Origin of the sequence: Actinomyces vulturis (assembly GCF_001687305.1) — a bacterium.
Classification (GTDB): Bacteria; Actinomycetota; Actinomycetes; order Actinomycetales; family Actinomycetaceae; genus Actinomyces; species Actinomyces vulturis.
In genome coordinates this window covers 202,727-218,153 of the sequence record NZ_LZRK01000004.1, presented here as the reverse complement: position 1 = coordinate 218,153, position 15,427 = coordinate 202,727, and the positions used below count along the sequence as shown (strand labels likewise).

Below are 15,427 nucleotides of genomic sequence, written 5' to 3'. Positions count from 1 at the left end.
ACGATCCTTCACCCCGTTTTACCGTTTTGCTGCTCGGGGAGTAATCATCCCCGCACTAAAGGCCATGAGCCGGCAAAGCGTGCGTGGAGTAGAAAACATTCCCTCTTCAGGCGGGTTCATTGCCGTGGCTAACCATATTTCTGAACTTGACTCGCTCACCGCCATGCGTGCGCTAGTCGATGCTGGCATACCCACGCATTCCCTCGCCAAGTCGACCTTGTTCGATGTTCCCGTCTTGGGGGCCATCCTCACTGCCGGTGGACAGATTCCCGTTCAGCGAGCCACTACCAGCGCTGGGCACGCACTGGAAGCCGCCGAGGAATACATCCGCAACGGTGAATGCGTCATGGTGTTCCCTGAAGGAACCCTGACACGTGATCCACTCAAGTGGCCTATGACCGGTAAGACCGGTGCGGCACGTCTTGCCATGGCTACCGGCGCTCCTGTGCTCCCGATGGGCCAATGGGGAGCCCACCATATTCTTGACACTTACTCCCGTCATATTCATCCTTTCGGCAGGAAAAAGGTCGAGGTACTCATTGGTGAACCACTCGATATGAGTTCCTTCGGCACCGATCACAACGATCGTGACGCCGTTCGTGCTGCCACCGCTTTCATCATGAAGGCCATCACCGAACTCGTTGAAGAATTGCGCGGAGAACAAGCCCCGCGCCCCTACGATTTCGCCTATGACGGTAACCCTGGTAAGGGAAAGATCGGCGTGCGTAAACCCGATCCCACACCGGAATCCACCGACTCAGCCGACGAGTCACACTCCGACTTACGCTGAGTCCGCTGACTACTGAAGTGCCCTGACAATCCCCATAATTTGACGAAAGCAGCGATGCTTTTGTCGCGTCACCGATGACGAGACCACGGAGAGGACAGACGAGATGAAGGACCAGGCAGGCATGTCCGTGCCCGACGAACACACCTCGGATTCCTCTGCGTGTGGCTGCGCTCAGGACGTGCAGGAAGGGGCAGCGTCTACCTCGCGCCACCGTGCCACCCAATCGACAACTGCCGATGCATCTCGCGCTGGGGGAGAAGCCACTCATGTTGCCGTGATTGGCTCAGGCGCATGGGGAACCACCTTCGCTTGTGTCCTAGCCGATGCTGGCTGCCAGGTAGCCTTGTGGACACGGCGCCAAGCGCTGGCTGCCGAAATTAACTCCGGAACTAACGAACGCTACGTTCCTGGCCGTGCACTGCCTTCCTCCATCACCGCAAGTACTGATTATGAGCAGGTCCTTCGCGGAGCCAGCGTGGTGGTAGTCGCTGTGCCGTCTCAGCAAGCCCGTGAAATCCTCACGCCAATGGTTCCCTTCATTGAGGATGGCGCCATCATCGTCTCCTTGATGAAGGGCATCGAAAAGGGAACAGGCATGCGCATGAGCACTCTGCTTGCAGACGTCTGCGGTGTTGATCCCTCGACCGTTGCAGTAGTCTCCGGCCCCAACCTCGCCCGTGAAATTGCTGCCCAGCAGCCCACGGCCACGGTAGTGGCTTGCGAGAACCAAGAAGTAGCAGAACGCGTTGCTGGCCTGTGCGCCACTGGGTACTTCCGCCCTTACACCAACAATGACGTGCTCGGCGTGGAACTGTGCGGGGCGATTAAGAACGTCATCGCCTTGGCAGTGGGTATTGCTGATGGCTGCGACTTCGGTGATAATTCCAAGGCCGCACTCATTACTCGAGGTTTGGTGGAAATGACTCGTCTAGGCTCCGTTCTTGGTGCAGACATGGAAACCTTCGCTGGCCTGGCTGGCATGGGGGACCTTGTTGCCACCTGCTCATCTCCGCTCAGCCGTAACCATTCTTTTGGCCGTCGCGTAGGCCAGGGCCTGAGTGTGGAGCAGGCAGCACGCGTGTCTCAAGGTGTGGCAGAAGGCGCCAAGTCCTGCGCAGCCATCGCTGAGATTGCTACCCACTATGGCGTGGATATGCCGATTACTGCCGCGGTGGTGGCTGTGGTTGAACACGGTGCTGACGTGCAAGACGTCATTGATCGTCTCCTTTCACGTCCGCGCAAGGCAGAAGGCGTGCATGCCCCTGTTCTCTAGGAAATTCTGCTGAAGAACGTCTTTCCAAGACCCCTTCGGTACAAATGGCTCAGGCTGCACAGTGAATGTTCCGCCGGGGTACTAGGCGTGCCATCTCTAGGTAATCAGATGATGCCTTAAAGAAACCAGAGCAGAATCAGGGGTGCTTGACGTCAACAACGAGGCGCGTTGGATTATCCAACTGGAACACGCGGTATTCGTTGCCCTCAATGCCGATGAACAAGTCAGCTTGCGCCTCAAATGGCGGCGTGTACACATAGCCCTGGATTGCAGGACCTACGGCATCGCCAGTGGCTGTGTCAGTAATGGCTCCAGGCGCCGATTTCAGCCAGCTCACGGGGGAGAACGATACAGTGAGAACGCGTGAGCCTGGCACGTCAACAGCCTCGCCTTTGCCTGCGGTGAAAGCTTCAGTGGATAGCGAAGCAAACCACCCCAGTTGAGGCGTATTACTGATGTCCACCACGATACGGTCGTAGCCATCGTGAGTGGCAGTGCGGATATTCATCACTGATGTGGGTTGATCGAAGTGAGCAGATTCGCCGGCCTTGTGTTGCGTGTCGGTGTGTTTCCAAGCAATGGCGGGTTCGGCGTCGTCAGAGTTATCGGCAGGTGCACTCGGGGAAATGGGAGCGACCGGAGTGGGGGAGGTGGTCACCTCTAGTGTGGGCGCTGGAGCGGCACTCGGTGCTTCACTCGACGGCGCAGGGGCTGACTCAGAGGGGGACGAGCACGCGGTTAAACCAATGGCCGCAAGGCAAAGCGTGCACGTCAAAGCGGCAAGTGTACGGCGGGGGCTGTGATGGGACATGTGATTGACCTTTCTCATGGCCTCTGCGGTGTGCATTCCAGTGTAGTGGGTCAAGTGGCGGTAGCGTTGAGACATGAATAGTTTCCATCCCGCTACCCAGCCCGGCAGCGCATCCACACCACTGATGCCTGACGACGCCGACCGTCCAGAATTCGCTGATGACTCACCTCAGCGCTCTGGCCGTAAGCCCCGCGTGGCTGTGGTCTTTGGTGGTCAGAGCGGCGAGCATGAGATTTCCTGTGCCACCGCCGCAGGTGTGCTGGGTGCAATCGATCGTGAACGTTATGACGTGATTCCCGTGGCTATTGCTCCGGATGGACAGTGGCTGTTGGTGTCTGACCAGCCCGAGAATTACGCACTACGCCCTGACGGTAGCGGCGTAACCATTTCTGAGGAAGAACATGGTCTGGCGCGTGTGGCATTGTCCATGAGTGGTGGCTTGCTCACTGTGACCTTCCCTGATGGACATACTCAGGATTATGGTCAGGTTGATGTGGTCTTCCCCCTTCTCCATGGTCCCGGTGGTGAAGACGGAACCATTCAGGGCATGCTCGATCTTCTTGGTGTGCGATACGTGGGATGCGGTGTCTTGGCATCTGCTGCTGCAATGGATAAACAGGTCACTAAAATCATGCTGACCGCTGCAGGTATTCCTACAGCACCTTATGTGGCCGTGAATGACGAACGATGGCTTACCGACCGAGCCGCTGTTCTCGATGCTTGCCAGGCATTGGATTACCCTGTATTCGTGAAGCCTTCACGCGCAGGTTCATCTTTGGGGATTACTAAGGTTGACCGTCGTGAAGACCTGGAAAAGGCTATCGAGATTGCTCGCACGGTTGACCCTAAGGTACTTGTGGAATCAGGTATTGTGGGTCGCGAAATTGAGGTGGCGGTTCTCGCCGGTCATGAGCCGGGACAGACTCGTGTGGCTCCTCCTGGAGAAATCGTTATGGATGCCTCCCAAGGTGCCGGTGAGTTCTACGATTATGAGACCAAGTATGTTGCTCATGATGCGGTATCCATGGTGTGTCCGGCGCCTATGGAAAATTCTGAGCGTGACTTACTCATGCGCACTGCGGCCCGCGCTTTCGCAGCGATCGATGGTGAAGGTCTTGCCCGCGTGGATTTCTTCCTGACTAACCAGGGAGCCGTGATTGTTAACGAAATCAATACGATGCCTGGCTTCACCCCCTTCTCCATGTATCCCTACATGTGGCAGGTAGGCGGTCTGGATTACTCCAGCCTAGTTAGCGAGTTAATTGATTTGGCTCTCGAACGGCCTTTGTCGGTGAACCGCTGAGGACACAACCAATCATGACTAAGGATCAGGTGCGGGTCAGTGACGTCAGCGAGGATGAACTTCTTACTGCCTTCACCCCGCACCTTCCTCGTTGTCAGTCGGCAGTAGTTGATGTGGGGGATGACTGTGCAGTTCTTGCTGTGCCCAGTCAGCAAATGTGTGTCAGCACGGATGTCTTGGTTGAAAACCATCACTTTGTGACCTCTTTTTCCACTGCTGAGGAGATTGGTGCGCGCGCCGCCGCGCAGAATCTTGCCGACGTCGCGGCGATGGGCGCCGTTCCAGAATCACTTGTTGTAGGGCTCGTCATGCCACCGCAGACTACTGTTGAGTGGGTTCGAGGACTAGCTCGAGGGTTTGCCCGTGCCTGCGATGATTGCGGAGCCGGAGTCGTTGGGGGAGACCTCAGTGCTGGTCCCACACTGATGATTTCAGTGACTGTCATGGGGCAGTGCCCTGATGGTGTTCGTCCGGTCGTGCGCACAGGTGCCCAGATGGGTGATCTCATCATCCATGCGGGAACTCTTGGCCGCAGCGCTGCAGGTCTAGCCTTAATGAATGCGGGGATTAGTGAGGCTTCGCAGTGCCAAGGATGTGAAGAGGAAGCTGCCGAGGCGTTACGGATCTTCCGTGCGCCTGAGCCTCCGCTTGCCATGGGGCCAGTAATGGCTCAGGCAGGAGCGAATGCGATGATGGATGTATCTGATTCTCTCGTTCGCGACCTCAGCCGAATGGCTAAAGCAAGCAACGTAGTCATGGTCCTGGACGAGTCAGAATCATTGGAGCCTTTAGGCAGACCAGATACAGGGGGAGAGATAGAAGCGAGTCCCAATTCAGATGCGTCGGCAGAATCGGGACCATTAGATGCTGATTGTTCACTTCGATCGGGACTGACAACTGATATTGCCGCTGTTCTGCCTATCGCATTTTTCCTCGTCACACATGGACACGTACCGGTTGCTTCGAAACCGAAAAATTATTCGGACACATCGTTACCTGTTTCCGCTCACTCAGGCTTGCCAGTTGCCCCAGAGCCTTTTACGAATCCCGATGAGGTGAGCCGACGTTCAATCAATCGAACTCAGTTAGAAGCTGCCTACGCTTTGGCTCGTTCATGGGTTCTTTCTGGTGGAGAGGATCATGGGCTGGTTGCTACGTTATCCCCTGAGAACTGGGAAAAAAGCAGTCTACGTTCTAGGGGAGTTCGCATTATTGGCCGTGTTGAGTCTTTTGATATCACTGGCAGTCTTTCCGAGAAAGAAAACACTCGTGGGCCGGGTGTTCTTATAGGAGAACACCCGGCCCACGAGATGGGGTGGGATCATTTCACCTCAAGTCACTAACCGGGCCCCGAGAGGTTATCGCTGAGCCGTGGCCGTGAGTATTGGCGGTGAGAAGTCAGATGGGGGCCTTACTTCTGGACGGATTCTTCAACGAGAGTGTCAGTCACTGCGATGCAGGTCCAGAACTGGGTACCGTTGTTCCAGGTTTCCACGGTGGGGGCAACTGCAGCGACAGATACCTCAGAAAGGTACTTGTCCTTGATAAGCGGAGTCATCAACTCGTCACAGTTGTAATCTGCAGCGAGACTGGGAAGGTCCATATCAGGAGTAGCTGTGGTGATGTTCTTCCCGTTAGAGTCTCGGAGATTTCCGTGGCTGGTAGTGATGATTTCTGCATCGTGGGGGTAAGAGCAGTCGACTAGATCAACATTGCCGTAGTCGATTTTGGCACTCTCGTAGGAAAGGAGGCAGTCACCAGGAACCGTTTCGTCGATGGCCACGGTGCGGAGGTTCATGTCTCCTGAATTGGAGGTGTCTTTCTCCTTTGGAGCCTGGGTTGCTGCATCGTCAGTGGTTGCCTCATCGGCGGACTGAGTTGCTACAGCATCAGGAGCTTGAGCAGTGCTGGAGTCATCTGCTTCACAGGCGGCCAAACCCATGGAAGCGATGAGGGCGGATGCAACAATGAGAGCGTGTGTTTTCTTCATGTCATTAACGATGCCATGAAAATCCTGGGAAAATCCAGTGAGAATAATGGGGAGGTCTCCCCATAGCAACACACAAGCCGCCTTTCACTATGGTGAAAGACGGCTTGGATGAATGTCTGTAACGTTAAACGCTCAGATGTTGCGGGTTACCTTGCCAGCCTTGAGGCAAGACGTGCACACGTTCAGACGCTTAGGGGCGCCTCCCACGAGGGCACGCACGCGCTGGATGTTGGGGTTCCATCGGCGGTTGGTCCGCACGTGGGAGTGCGAGACGCTCTTGCCGAAGATGGGGCCCTTGCCGCAAACGTCGCAAACAGCAGCCACGGTCACACTCCTGATCTTCTGGGATGATGCGGCACCCACCGTGTTAGTAGGTGACGCTAAGGTCTTACCGCCTAGACTCATAAGCCCAGGCAACTCGAACAGGATACCCATCATTGAGCGCCACTACAAAACTCTTCGTACGTGGAGTGTCACACACTTAGGGGCTCAGAGTAGGGTAAAACCTATGAGAACGCTGCTTATCATGGCAGCACTTCCCCTCCCACGCAAGGAGACGCCGTGCCTGCACTGTCCGTCATCGACGCCCCCGCCATGAGGCAGTGGCTTCACCAAGCCCACCTTATTGCCCAACGCAGCCGGACAGTAGTCAACGCACTGAACGTCTTTCCTATCCCTGATTCCGACACGGGCACTAATGTTCTGCTGACCTTGTCAGCTGCCGATAGAGCCATTGAATCTTTGCTTGACGCCGACTTGCTCAGTGTCGCTCAATTGGCCTCTACTGCTGCGGTCACCGCAGCACGCGGTAATTCTGGTCTTCTGATCAGCCAAGCGTTGGCGGCTTTTGCAGACCAGGTAGGCTGTTCGGCGTCGTCAGAAAAAATACGGCCGGTGGAATTGACTCGTGCGCTACGCGCTATGGCTCGTTCCAGCAGGGAGGCCATCTCTCACCCGGTGGAGGCCACTTTGCTGACGGTGGCAGATGATGCTGCGTGTGCCGCCGAGGAGACGATGGCTGCTTCCAGCGCACAGACACCAGCCACACTTGAAGCTGTTATCACCGCCGCCGTCTTTGCCTGTCAAGAAGGCGTGGTGGAGACTTCCGGGCACGGTCACGGGCCAGTGGATGCGGGTGCTGCCGCCTTTATGCTGATGCTCACCGCCTTGGCGGATGTGATTAGTGGACCTGAGAGTCAATATGCAGAAGTGGCTTTGTCCATGCTTAACGATTTAACTGCTACTGGTTCCGTTCACGCCCAAGGTGTGCCAGGCCATGACTTGTCCCATGGCAAAGGCGAGTTTGAGGTGATGTACCTCTTTGAAGGAACAACTGCTCAGGCTGCTGCACTACGCGAACGACTAGATCGCGTGGGGCACAGCGTTGGCGTAGTGGGAACCGCGGACGTGTTAGGAATTGGCCTGTATCAGGTTCATGTCCACACTGATAGTCCTCGCTCTGCTCTGCCGGTTCAAGGCAAAGCACGAGGCGTGTGTATTCACCATCTCCACCCCAGTTCCATTCGCGCCGCCACCGCAGAACCTCCTCTCCCCGGTCAGTCCTCAAGCGCTGGGGGAGCGCAAGTGCTCCGCTTAGAGGCAGCACGTTTCGCCCGCAACCGCTCACAGCAGCACAACGAAGAGACAGACAATGCTGCTGAGACTCGTCAGCAACGCCCCTGCGCCGTGGTGGCCTGCACCCGCGCACCTGGACTTATCGAACAACTTGCTCGCACCGGGGCAGTGGTGTCTTACTGCCCCGATCGAGACGGCATCGTTCGCGCCGTCATTGACGCCGGAGCCCCTGCCGTTATTGTGCTGGCCTGTGATGATAAGAGCGCCGTGGATGCTCACGCAGCATCCCGCTCGCTTATGGCACGTTCACGAGCAGCTAGTTCCGGTGCAGATACTGAACCCTCACTGACCTGGCCCAATGACGTGATCGTCGCGGACACCACCGATGAAGCGATGGTTATGGCGGGATCGGTTGCTGTGGCTAGTGATGTGCTTATTAATCAGCGTTACCGCCATTCATCTGAACCCGCAGCCATTGTCCAGGCGGCTACCTTAGCTGTTCGTCATGCCGTCGCAGGTATCCGCACCTACACGCTGGATGCACGCGATCAGGAACCCGCTGACGTTGCCGCGCGCATTATTGACGCCGTGGGACGCGACGATGAACTCCTTACCGTCATGCTTGGCGCTCACGCCCCCAGTGACCTACCTTGGTATATCGATGATGCTATCGCCTGCGGTGATCTCGATATTGAAGTCACCATCCTTAAGAGTGCTCAGCCCACTCCAGATGTGCTCTGTTCCCTGGAATAAGGAACCGTGTCGTGGCAGATCATAAGACCGCACCGCACACCCCAGCACCAGCCAAGCCTTCTTCATCTCGGCGTTTAGGTAAGCCTCCAGTAAAGCGGGGACTAACAGCCATGCCTGGGGCTGTACCCTTCATTGAAAAACCCCTCGAGAAAGTCCTAGGGCCCAAAACCGCGCAGGCCCTGGAGGCTCTGGGGATGGGCACAGTCAGCGACCTCCTTAACAACATCCCGCGACGCTGGGATACCTGGGGTGAACTCACACAACTTGATCGACTCAGCCTGGGAGAAACAGCGACCATTCATGCCACGATTGAGGACATTACTGTTCACCAAGTTTTTTCTGGACGTGTCCAAGCCCGTGCCGTGGTGACTATCAGTGACGGACACTCATTGATGGAAACGGTGTTCTTTGGTACTCGCGGTTATATGAAAGGCCTTGGCAACACTCTCACACCGGGCAGTACCGTCATTATGAGTGGAACCGTTGATGAGTTCCGTGGCAAACGCCAACTCAAGAACCCCAAATATCACGTATTGGCAGAAATGAGCGATGAGGAGCGCGACGCCTTCATTGCACGGCCTATTCCCGTCTACCGTGCCAGCGCCACGTTACCCACCTGGCGTATTAGTAAAGCCATTGCCACAGTGCTCGACCAACTTGATGAGAGTGACATCCCTGAGCCATTGAACGGAGAAGAACTTGAACAGTACGGGCTTATCACTCTCTATCAGGCCTACCAGTGGCTCCACCGACCCGTGGTGGACTCGCATTACCAGGCTGCTTTGGAACGTCTACGTTTCGATGAGGCTCTCACCGTTCAGGTGATTTTGGCTCAACGTCGGCACGATCGCCGTACCGAACACATTGCCTGGCTGTGCACAGAACAAACTCGTACCACTAACTTCCGCGAGCGCTTCGATGCCTCCTTGCCTTTTGAACTCACCCATGACCAAATTACCGTGGGTCAGGAGATCGACGCCGATATGGCCCAACCCATCCCCATGTCCCGACTGGTCCAAGGTGACGTGGGGAGCGGCAAAACTCTCGTGGCTCTGCGAGCAATGTTGCGTGCCGTGGATTGTGATGGACAGGCGGCTTTCGTTGCTCCCACAGAAGTTCTTGCCTTTCAACACGCTCAGACGATTCGCACCCAATTAGGAACTTTGACTCATGAACTTCCCGTTCATGTTTTAGCCGCATCCATGCCCGCGAAAGCTAAGCGTGAAGTATTGGCCGGATTGGCATCTGGGTATCCGTGCATCGTGGTGGGGACACACGCACTGTTTAGCGACACGGTCCAGATTCCTGGTCTGGCACTTGTCGTGGTTGATGAGCAGCATCGTTTCGGTGTGGCTCAACGCGATGCACTACGGCAACGCGCCACTGAATCCATCGAGGGGGCCGCGTACTTTGCTAAGGACACATGTGGTGCGCTCGCGGATAGCGAGGCCACCGTATCTGATACTCCTAGCGCGGTATCAAATTGTGATACCCGCAGCGGTGTGCAGGGGCGTCTTAACGGGGGGAATACTCGCCTGCCCCTCCCACGCATTCCTCACATGCTCACCATGACCGCAACACCGATCCCACGAACTGTCGCAATGACCGTCGTGGGAGACCTGGATATTTCCGTTATTTCTTCCTGCCCAGCTTCGCGTGCTGGTTTCGATACATTCCTCGTCCCGTGGGGCAATGAACGCTGGGTGACCCGCATGTGGGAGAGGGCTGCACAGGAAATTGCTGACGGAGGCAGAGTCTTTATTGTGTGCCCAGCCATTTACCCGGCAACAGATACAGGTCAGGAAGGAAACGGAGGGAACAAAGCGGCGTCGAATGACGACATCCCGGTACTGAGTGACGACCTAGCATTCGAACGTGACCTGCTGTCTGTACTTCCCGGATTTGGCGAGCACACGCCGCAGCAACCTCCTGGTCCGCCGATGCCTATGAGCGTTAAGGACGTTTGCACATTACTGCCGTCCATTATCCCCTTGAAACGCTACGACCACGTTGTGATGACCGGCCCCATGCCTAGTGAGGATAAAGCCGCTGCAATGGAACGCTTTGCCAGCGGTCAAGCGCCCATCATGGTGGCCACCACCGTTATCGAAGTAGGCATTGACGTTCCTGACGCCACAATGATGATCATCATGGGAGCCGAACGATTCGGCCTATCCCAATTACACCAGTTACGGGGCCGTGTGGGCCGTGGGGATAAACGCGGTCTATGTATGGCTGTCACTAGCGCAATGCCAGAGACTCCTACCTACGAGCGTCTTACGGTGTTTCAGCAAAACCCTAACGGCTTCGACCTATCTGAACAGGATTTGGCCTTGCGCCGCGAAGGTGACGTGCTGGGGCGTGCGCAGTCAGGTGGGAAAAAACATCTTCGCCTTCTCAATGTCACTCGTCACTCTAAGGTCATCGAGCAAGCTCGAGAACTCGCCACACGTATCGTTAACGATGATCCGACGCTACGTGAGCGTAAAGAACTGGCCATGCGTATCGCCATTCGCCTTGATGAGGACAATAAGGCTTTCCTTGATAAGTCTTGATAACGATTGCGCTAATGGAAACGCTGTCGATGTCATAAACATCGATAGAACACAGGCGAGTATCTGACCGACCGATGTGTTCCCTTGCGTCGAGATGATGGATATAGGTCAAGGAAGCATGTCTTAGTGGCGACGAACTCGTGAATTAGGACGTGGATCCCTAGAAGGAGGAATCGTGAGCAACGAATTTAGTCCACGGGGAGATAAGCGAGATACAAGGCAGTCTCTCCGTACTTTTTGGACTTCAACTCCTTAAGGATCTTCGGCCACACAGGGGGAGCAGAACGACTCGAACGTTCCACAATAATCGTGCCATTGGGCGCCAACCATTGAGCAGCCACGGTGGCAATAATTAAATCCAGTTCATCGCTAGTCACGTCATAGGGCGGGTCAAGAAAAACCAGGTCCATTGGGGTAGCCCCCTGAGAAACGAAGACTGCCACATTCCCGCACACTGCGCGCATACGAACCTTAGGTAATGCCTTCGAAACCGTGGCGATGTTCCTTTCCATCACGCCTACGGCTTGACGAGACAAATCCACCAAGGTCACTTCACCAGCGCCACGGCTAGCAGCCTCAAGGCCCAAGGCGCCTGAGCCAGCAAAAAGGTCCAGAACCCGAGCGCCAGCAAGAACCTCATCATGCTCGAGACGAGAGAACAAAGCCTCACGCACACGCTCTGACGTAGGACGAGTACCTTGGGAAGGCACAGTAAGCCGCAAGCCTCCGGCACTACCAGCAACGATTCGAGTCATGACACCACTTTAACCCTCACGCTTACACTACCTAGACCTTTGCATCTGTCCTGCCACTTATCCGGCGCGTGTCCACAAACCCTGCCTGCGCTCGCGGTAGCGTGACCCTTATGAGCATGGCCGTTTACCCTGGATCCTTTGACCCCATCACCATGGGGCACATGGATGTGATTGAACGTGCCAGCAGTGTGGTTGATGAACTCATCGTCGTCATCGCTCACAATCCCGACAAAGCAGGCCGGCATCTGTTTACTCTCGAACAGCGCGAACAGATGCTTCGTGCGTGTACCGCAGACCTTAATAACGTCCGCATTGAGGTCGTCGATGGACTCATTGCTCCATGGTCAGTGCACCGTGGAGCGAATGTTCTTATCAAAGGAATTCGAGGCGGCATTGATGCCGAATCGGAATCCACGATGGCGGCTCTAAACCGAGAACTGGCAGGCATAGACACCATGTTCCTGCCTTCGCGTCCTTCACTGACCCACGTGTCATCATCGGCTGTCCGAGAGATTCTTAGTTGGGGCGGTGAGGTGAATGCTTACGTTCCCCAACCGGCTTTAGCGCTCATTAGCCAGTTCTTAGTACGTGAGAACTCCTAAGCCGTCATTTATCCGTCCCTTTACCCATCACCCAGGAGCACACCATGGCACTTTACGACGCTGGCGACGATCTGCTGCGAATCCTCGATGAACTCGACGAACTCATCGCCAACGCCCGCACCATGCCGATGAGCGCCTCAGTAATCGTCAACCGTGATGAAGCACTTGACCTTATTGACGCTGCCCGCCGTTCCGTACCTCAGGCTGTACGCCAGGCAGAAGGCATCGTGGCTGATGCAGATGACGTACTCTCCCAAGGTCGTGAAGAAGCCGACCGCCTTATCCTGCGTGCTCAGGAAGAAGCAGAACGCCTTATTGCCTCAGAAAACGTTGTGCGTGGAGCAACACAGAAGGCTGATGAGATCATTCGAGCCGCTGAAGAAAAGGCTGATCGTCTCCGTCATGGCGCCGATTCCTACTCTGATAACTCCCTGGCGCGCCTTCAGGAAGAAGTGGATCGCATCGCCGACCAAGTTGCTGCCGGACGTGCTGCTCTGGCGCAGCGCCTGGGTAGTGTGGATAATGGACCGATTGACGAAGAAGCCCCAGCCGCTTCTTCACGACGTCGCGCTGGCTGGTCCGTGGATCCTTCCCGTTCCAGCGCGCACCTGTAATGTTCACTCTGGCCACCGGCCAGTGTTCAATCCGTGACTCGTAACGAAGAGACTATGACGACGAATAACTTCCATGTCAGCATCGTGGACCTTCCCCGCCAGGTGGGCTCCATGAAGGAATTTGACGTAACTGCTCCTGCCCCTAATGACATGGGAACAGCAGTCATCGGTGCGCGCCCCGGCTCGCCAATCGAAGCTCACGGAACGTTGACCAGCGTGGAAGACGGTGTACTCGCATCGGGAAGTGCAACCATTGATGTGCACGGCGAATGCGTGCGTTGCCTTGGTGACGTAGACCAGACGCAGACCGTCTCTTTCAACGAACTCTACGTTTTCCCCACTGCCGCTATTAAGCACGCAGAAGATGGGGATGATGAAGCACGTGACCTGTTCGAGGTGGGTGAAAATAGCCTCGATTTGGAACCTGCTATTCGCGACGCACTCGTTCTTCGCCTTCCCTTCAAACCCTTATGCGATGACAACTGCGAGGGCTTGTGCTCTGAATGCGGTGAACGTTTTGCTGATCTTCCCGACGACCATGTCCATGAGGTTATTGACCCTCGTTGGGCAAGCCTCGGCACGCTCCTCAACCAGGCTCAGGCTGACGCAGATGGGCAGGCTGGAAGCGGGCAAGACGGGGGCAAGTGATGCCTCGTCGTCGTGGAAAAAAACATGTCCCCGTCTTTCGTACGGACACGAACGTTCTGGTTTACCGCTGGGGCGTTCCTATTGAGCCGGAACTGCTTGAATTGGCACTAACTCATCGCTCCTGGGCTCATGAGAACGGCAACGTTCCCACGAACGAACGTCTCGAATTTCTTGGCGATTCAGTTCTTGGTGTGGTGGTGACTGATTATCTTTACCGCAATCATCCTCAGTTGCCTGAAGGCCAATTAGCACGTATGCGTGCAGCTACTGTTTCTGAGCCTGCACTTGCGAGTGTAGCGCGGACTTTAGGCTTGGGAGAGTTCATCAAACTGGGTGTGGGGGAGTCTCTCTCGGGTGGTCAGGATAAGGACTCAATCTTGTCTGACACACTTGAGGCTCTTATCGGTGCGATGTACTTGACTCACGGCATTGAAAAATCTCGGGAAGTGGTATTGCGATTAGTCTCTGGCTTTCTTGAGCGAGCACAAATGCGCGGGGCAGACCTTGATTGGAAGACCAGTCTCCAAGAACTTTGCGCGGTTCATGGGCTCGGCGCTCCTACCTACGAGGTGGTCTTCTCCGGCCCCGACCACCGCAAAGTTTTCACCGCATCAGCCATCGTTGATGGTGAGGTGATCGGTAAGGGTACTGGATCGTCGAAGAAGATCGCTGAGCATGATTCAGCGCAACAAGCATTCGGGGTGCTCCACGAACGTCACGGTGACGGTGGCTTGAACCTTCCCGGAGCTACTGATGCACTCAAGGCTGCACCGTCGAGTGCCCACGCTGGTGGCCGTCGTGATGGTCACAGCGTGAATTAGGGGGCGGCTTCCCTGATTTCCTTGCTTTTCCTTATGCGGATAAGTGTGTTGAAGTCGGGGATGAGATTGTGCTGAGACTGTCTCACATACTGGAGAAGGCCTGCGGGTATCGTGGGTGTGCGAACGTGGATACCGTGGGTGCGCGAACAGTGCGCACGGGGTAGTGGTGGTTGTGTACCTGGGCGGGAGTGGCGTGGAAACGTTGTCATCATGGCGAAAAATGCCTGTCGCTGATAATGTAGCCAGTATGGTGAACCCTGTACCCGTGAACCCCGTCCGCGTGATGATTATTGACGATCATGAGATCGTTCGTCGAGGAATTGCTGAGATTATCGACCGCGCTGAAGGCCTGTATGTTGTTGCCGAAGCGGGCAGTAAATCTGAGGCGATGCGTCGTGCAGAATTGGTGCACCCTGATGTCCTTCTTGTTGATCTGCAGTTACCTGACGGCACGGGTATTGAACTGATGCGGGAGATTCGTGAACTTCTTCCCAACGCCTATCCCATCGTGCTGACCAGTTTTGATGATGATGATGCTCTCGCCTTGGCCCTGGATGCTGGTGCTCGTGCTTATCTGCTTAAGACGGTGAACGGTGCTGAGATTAGCGATGTGGTTCGTGCCGTGGCTTCGGGACGTGTCCTGCTTGATGAGCGTACGGTGCGTCGCCGTCGTGCCGATCATGATGACCCCACTGCTGACCTGACGAACGCTGAGCGCAAGGTTCTCGAACTGATTGGTGATGGTCTTTCTAACCGTGAGATCGGTGAAAAACTTGGCGTGGCCGAGAAGACTGTCAAGAATCACATCACCTCCCTCTTGGCCAAGATGGGTCTTCAGCGCCGCACCCAGGTAGCTGCATGGGTGGCAGGCCAGCGAGCATCCGGTTGGCGCAAAAACTAAGTTTGAGTTTGTGCTGATATCACGGCGCTGTTGAGT

At 55.7% G+C, this 15,427-nt stretch carries 15 protein-coding genes; 11 read left to right on the top strand and 4 right to left on the bottom strand.

Features of this window, described 5'->3' with window-relative positions:
• The first annotated feature begins 64 nt into the window (after positions 1-64).
• Both A9753_RS07750 and A9753_RS07745 read left to right on the top strand, forming a co-directional pair.
• The gene (locus A9753_RS07750; protein WP_067783365.1) at positions 65-790 is read left to right on the top strand and encodes a lysophospholipid acyltransferase family protein; all 726 of its coding nucleotides are present in this window, start codon (positions 65-67) and stop codon (positions 788-790) included.
• Between the two features lie 103 nt (positions 791-893).
• The gene (locus tag A9753_RS07745; RefSeq protein WP_245637411.1) at positions 894-2,063 is read left to right on the top strand and encodes an NAD(P)H-dependent glycerol-3-phosphate dehydrogenase; all 1,170 of its coding nucleotides are present in this window, start codon (positions 894-896) and stop codon (positions 2,061-2,063) included.
• Between the two features lie 136 nt (positions 2,064-2,199).
• On the opposite strand, the gene A9753_RS09835 is transcribed toward A9753_RS07745, so the two are convergent.
• Positions 2,200-2,874 carry an AMIN-like domain-containing (lipo)protein gene (locus A9753_RS09835; protein WP_176702767.1) on the bottom strand — a complete coding sequence of 225 codons (675 nt, stop codon included), beginning with the start codon at positions 2,872-2,874 and terminating at the stop codon, positions 2,200-2,202.
• Between the two features lie 124 nt (positions 2,875-2,998).
• Here A9753_RS09835 and A9753_RS07735 point away from each other — a divergent pair, with 124 nt between their 5' ends.
• Both A9753_RS07735 and thiL read left to right on the top strand, forming a co-directional pair.
• Positions 2,999-4,177 (top strand): D-alanine--D-alanine ligase family protein, encoded by a 1,179-nt coding sequence (locus A9753_RS07735; protein WP_067783358.1) that lies wholly within the window; start codon positions 2,999-3,001, stop codon positions 4,175-4,177.
• 14 nt (positions 4,178-4,191) lie between these two features.
• A complete protein-coding gene (thiL, locus tag A9753_RS07730; RefSeq protein ID WP_067782811.1) occupies positions 4,192-5,520 on the top strand; it encodes a thiamine-phosphate kinase in 1,329 nt (442 codons plus the stop codon).
• A 68-nt stretch (positions 5,521-5,588) separates the two neighbouring features.
• Here thiL and A9753_RS07725 read toward each other — a convergent pair whose 3' ends face one another.
• Positions 5,589-6,239 carry a septum formation family protein gene (locus tag A9753_RS07725; RefSeq protein WP_067782808.1) on the bottom strand — a complete coding sequence of 217 codons (651 nt, stop codon included), beginning with the start codon at positions 6,237-6,239 and terminating at the stop codon, positions 5,589-5,591.
• Between the two features lie 60 nt (positions 6,240-6,299).
• The gene (gene rpmB / locus A9753_RS07720; RefSeq protein WP_004565195.1) at positions 6,300-6,491 is read right to left on the bottom strand and encodes a 50S ribosomal protein L28; all 192 of its coding nucleotides are present in this window, start codon (positions 6,489-6,491) and stop codon (positions 6,300-6,302) included.
• Between the two features lie 237 nt (positions 6,492-6,728).
• Between rpmB and A9753_RS07715 the strand changes: the two genes are divergently transcribed.
• A complete protein-coding gene (locus A9753_RS07715) occupies positions 6,729-8,495 on the top strand; it encodes a DAK2 domain-containing protein (RefSeq protein WP_083090410.1) in 1,767 nt (588 codons plus the stop codon).
• A gap of 11 nt (positions 8,496-8,506) precedes the next feature.
• Positions 8,507-11,050 (top strand): ATP-dependent DNA helicase RecG, encoded by a 2,544-nt coding sequence (locus A9753_RS07710; protein WP_083090409.1) that lies wholly within the window; start codon positions 8,507-8,509, stop codon positions 11,048-11,050.
• Between the two features lie 188 nt (positions 11,051-11,238).
• On the opposite strand, the gene rsmD is transcribed toward A9753_RS07710, so the two are convergent.
• Complete coding sequence (rsmD, locus tag A9753_RS07705) at positions 11,239-11,805, bottom strand: 16S rRNA (guanine(966)-N(2))-methyltransferase RsmD (RefSeq protein WP_067782804.1); 567 nt, start codon at positions 11,803-11,805, stop codon at positions 11,239-11,241.
• Positions 11,806-11,915: 110 nt separating this feature from the next.
• Here rsmD and coaD point away from each other — a divergent pair, with 110 nt between their 5' ends.
• The 5 genes from coaD (at position 11,916) to A9753_RS07680 (ending at position 15,391) form a co-directional block, all read left to right on the top strand.
• Positions 11,916-12,407, top strand: coding sequence for a pantetheine-phosphate adenylyltransferase (gene coaD / locus A9753_RS07700; RefSeq protein WP_067783350.1), 492 nt, complete (start codon positions 11,916-11,918; stop codon positions 12,405-12,407).
• A 44-nt stretch (positions 12,408-12,451) separates the two neighbouring features.
• Entirely contained in the window at positions 12,452-13,021 is a 570-nt protein-coding gene (locus A9753_RS07695) for an ATP synthase subunit B family protein (protein ID WP_067782801.1), read from the top strand.
• Positions 13,022-13,054: 33 nt separating this feature from the next.
• On the top strand, positions 13,055-13,669 hold the full coding sequence (locus A9753_RS07690) for a YceD family protein (protein ID WP_342668227.1): 615 nt from the start codon (positions 13,055-13,057) through the stop codon (positions 13,667-13,669).
• Positions 13,669-14,490 carry a ribonuclease III gene (rnc, locus tag A9753_RS07685; RefSeq protein ID WP_067782794.1) on the top strand — a complete coding sequence of 274 codons (822 nt, stop codon included), beginning with the start codon at positions 13,669-13,671 and terminating at the stop codon, positions 14,488-14,490. Before A9753_RS07690 ends, rnc begins: the two co-directional genes overlap by 1 nt.
• A gap of 283 nt (positions 14,491-14,773) precedes the next feature.
• Positions 14,774-15,391 (top strand): response regulator, encoded by a 618-nt coding sequence (locus A9753_RS07680; protein WP_218056758.1) that lies wholly within the window; start codon positions 14,774-14,776, stop codon positions 15,389-15,391.
• Positions 15,392-15,427: the final 36 nt, after the last annotated feature.

What these genes read in the sequence shown, in the direction of transcription:
- A9753_RS07680 (WP_218056758.1), top strand. Translation starts at nt 14,774, where the DNA reads ATGATTATTGACGATCATGAGATCGTTCGTCGAGGAATTGCTGAGATT.
- coaD (WP_067783350.1), top strand. Translation starts at nt 11,916, where the DNA reads ATGAGCATGGCCGTTTACCCTGGATCCTTTGACCCCATCACCATGGGG.
- A9753_RS07750 (WP_067783365.1), top strand. Translation starts at nt 65, where the DNA reads ATGAGCCGGCAAAGCGTGCGTGGAGTAGAAAACATTCCCTCTTCAGGC.
- A9753_RS07745 (WP_245637411.1), top strand. Translation starts at nt 894, where the DNA reads ATGAAGGACCAGGCAGGCATGTCCGTGCCCGACGAACACACCTCGGAT.
- A9753_RS09835 (WP_176702767.1), bottom strand. Translation starts at nt 2,874, where the DNA reads ATGTCCCATCACAGCCCCCGCCGTACACTTGCCGCTTTGACGTGCACG.
- rsmD (WP_067782804.1), bottom strand. Translation starts at nt 11,805, where the DNA reads ATGACTCGAATCGTTGCTGGTAGTGCCGGAGGCTTGCGGCTTACTGTG.
- rnc (WP_067782794.1), top strand. Translation starts at nt 13,669, where the DNA reads ATGCCTCGTCGTCGTGGAAAAAAACATGTCCCCGTCTTTCGTACGGAC.
- thiL (WP_067782811.1), top strand. Translation starts at nt 4,192, where the DNA reads ATGACTAAGGATCAGGTGCGGGTCAGTGACGTCAGCGAGGATGAACTT.
- A9753_RS07695 (WP_067782801.1), top strand. Translation starts at nt 12,452, where the DNA reads ATGGCACTTTACGACGCTGGCGACGATCTGCTGCGAATCCTCGATGAA.
- A9753_RS07735 (WP_067783358.1), top strand. Translation starts at nt 2,999, where the DNA reads ATGCCTGACGACGCCGACCGTCCAGAATTCGCTGATGACTCACCTCAG.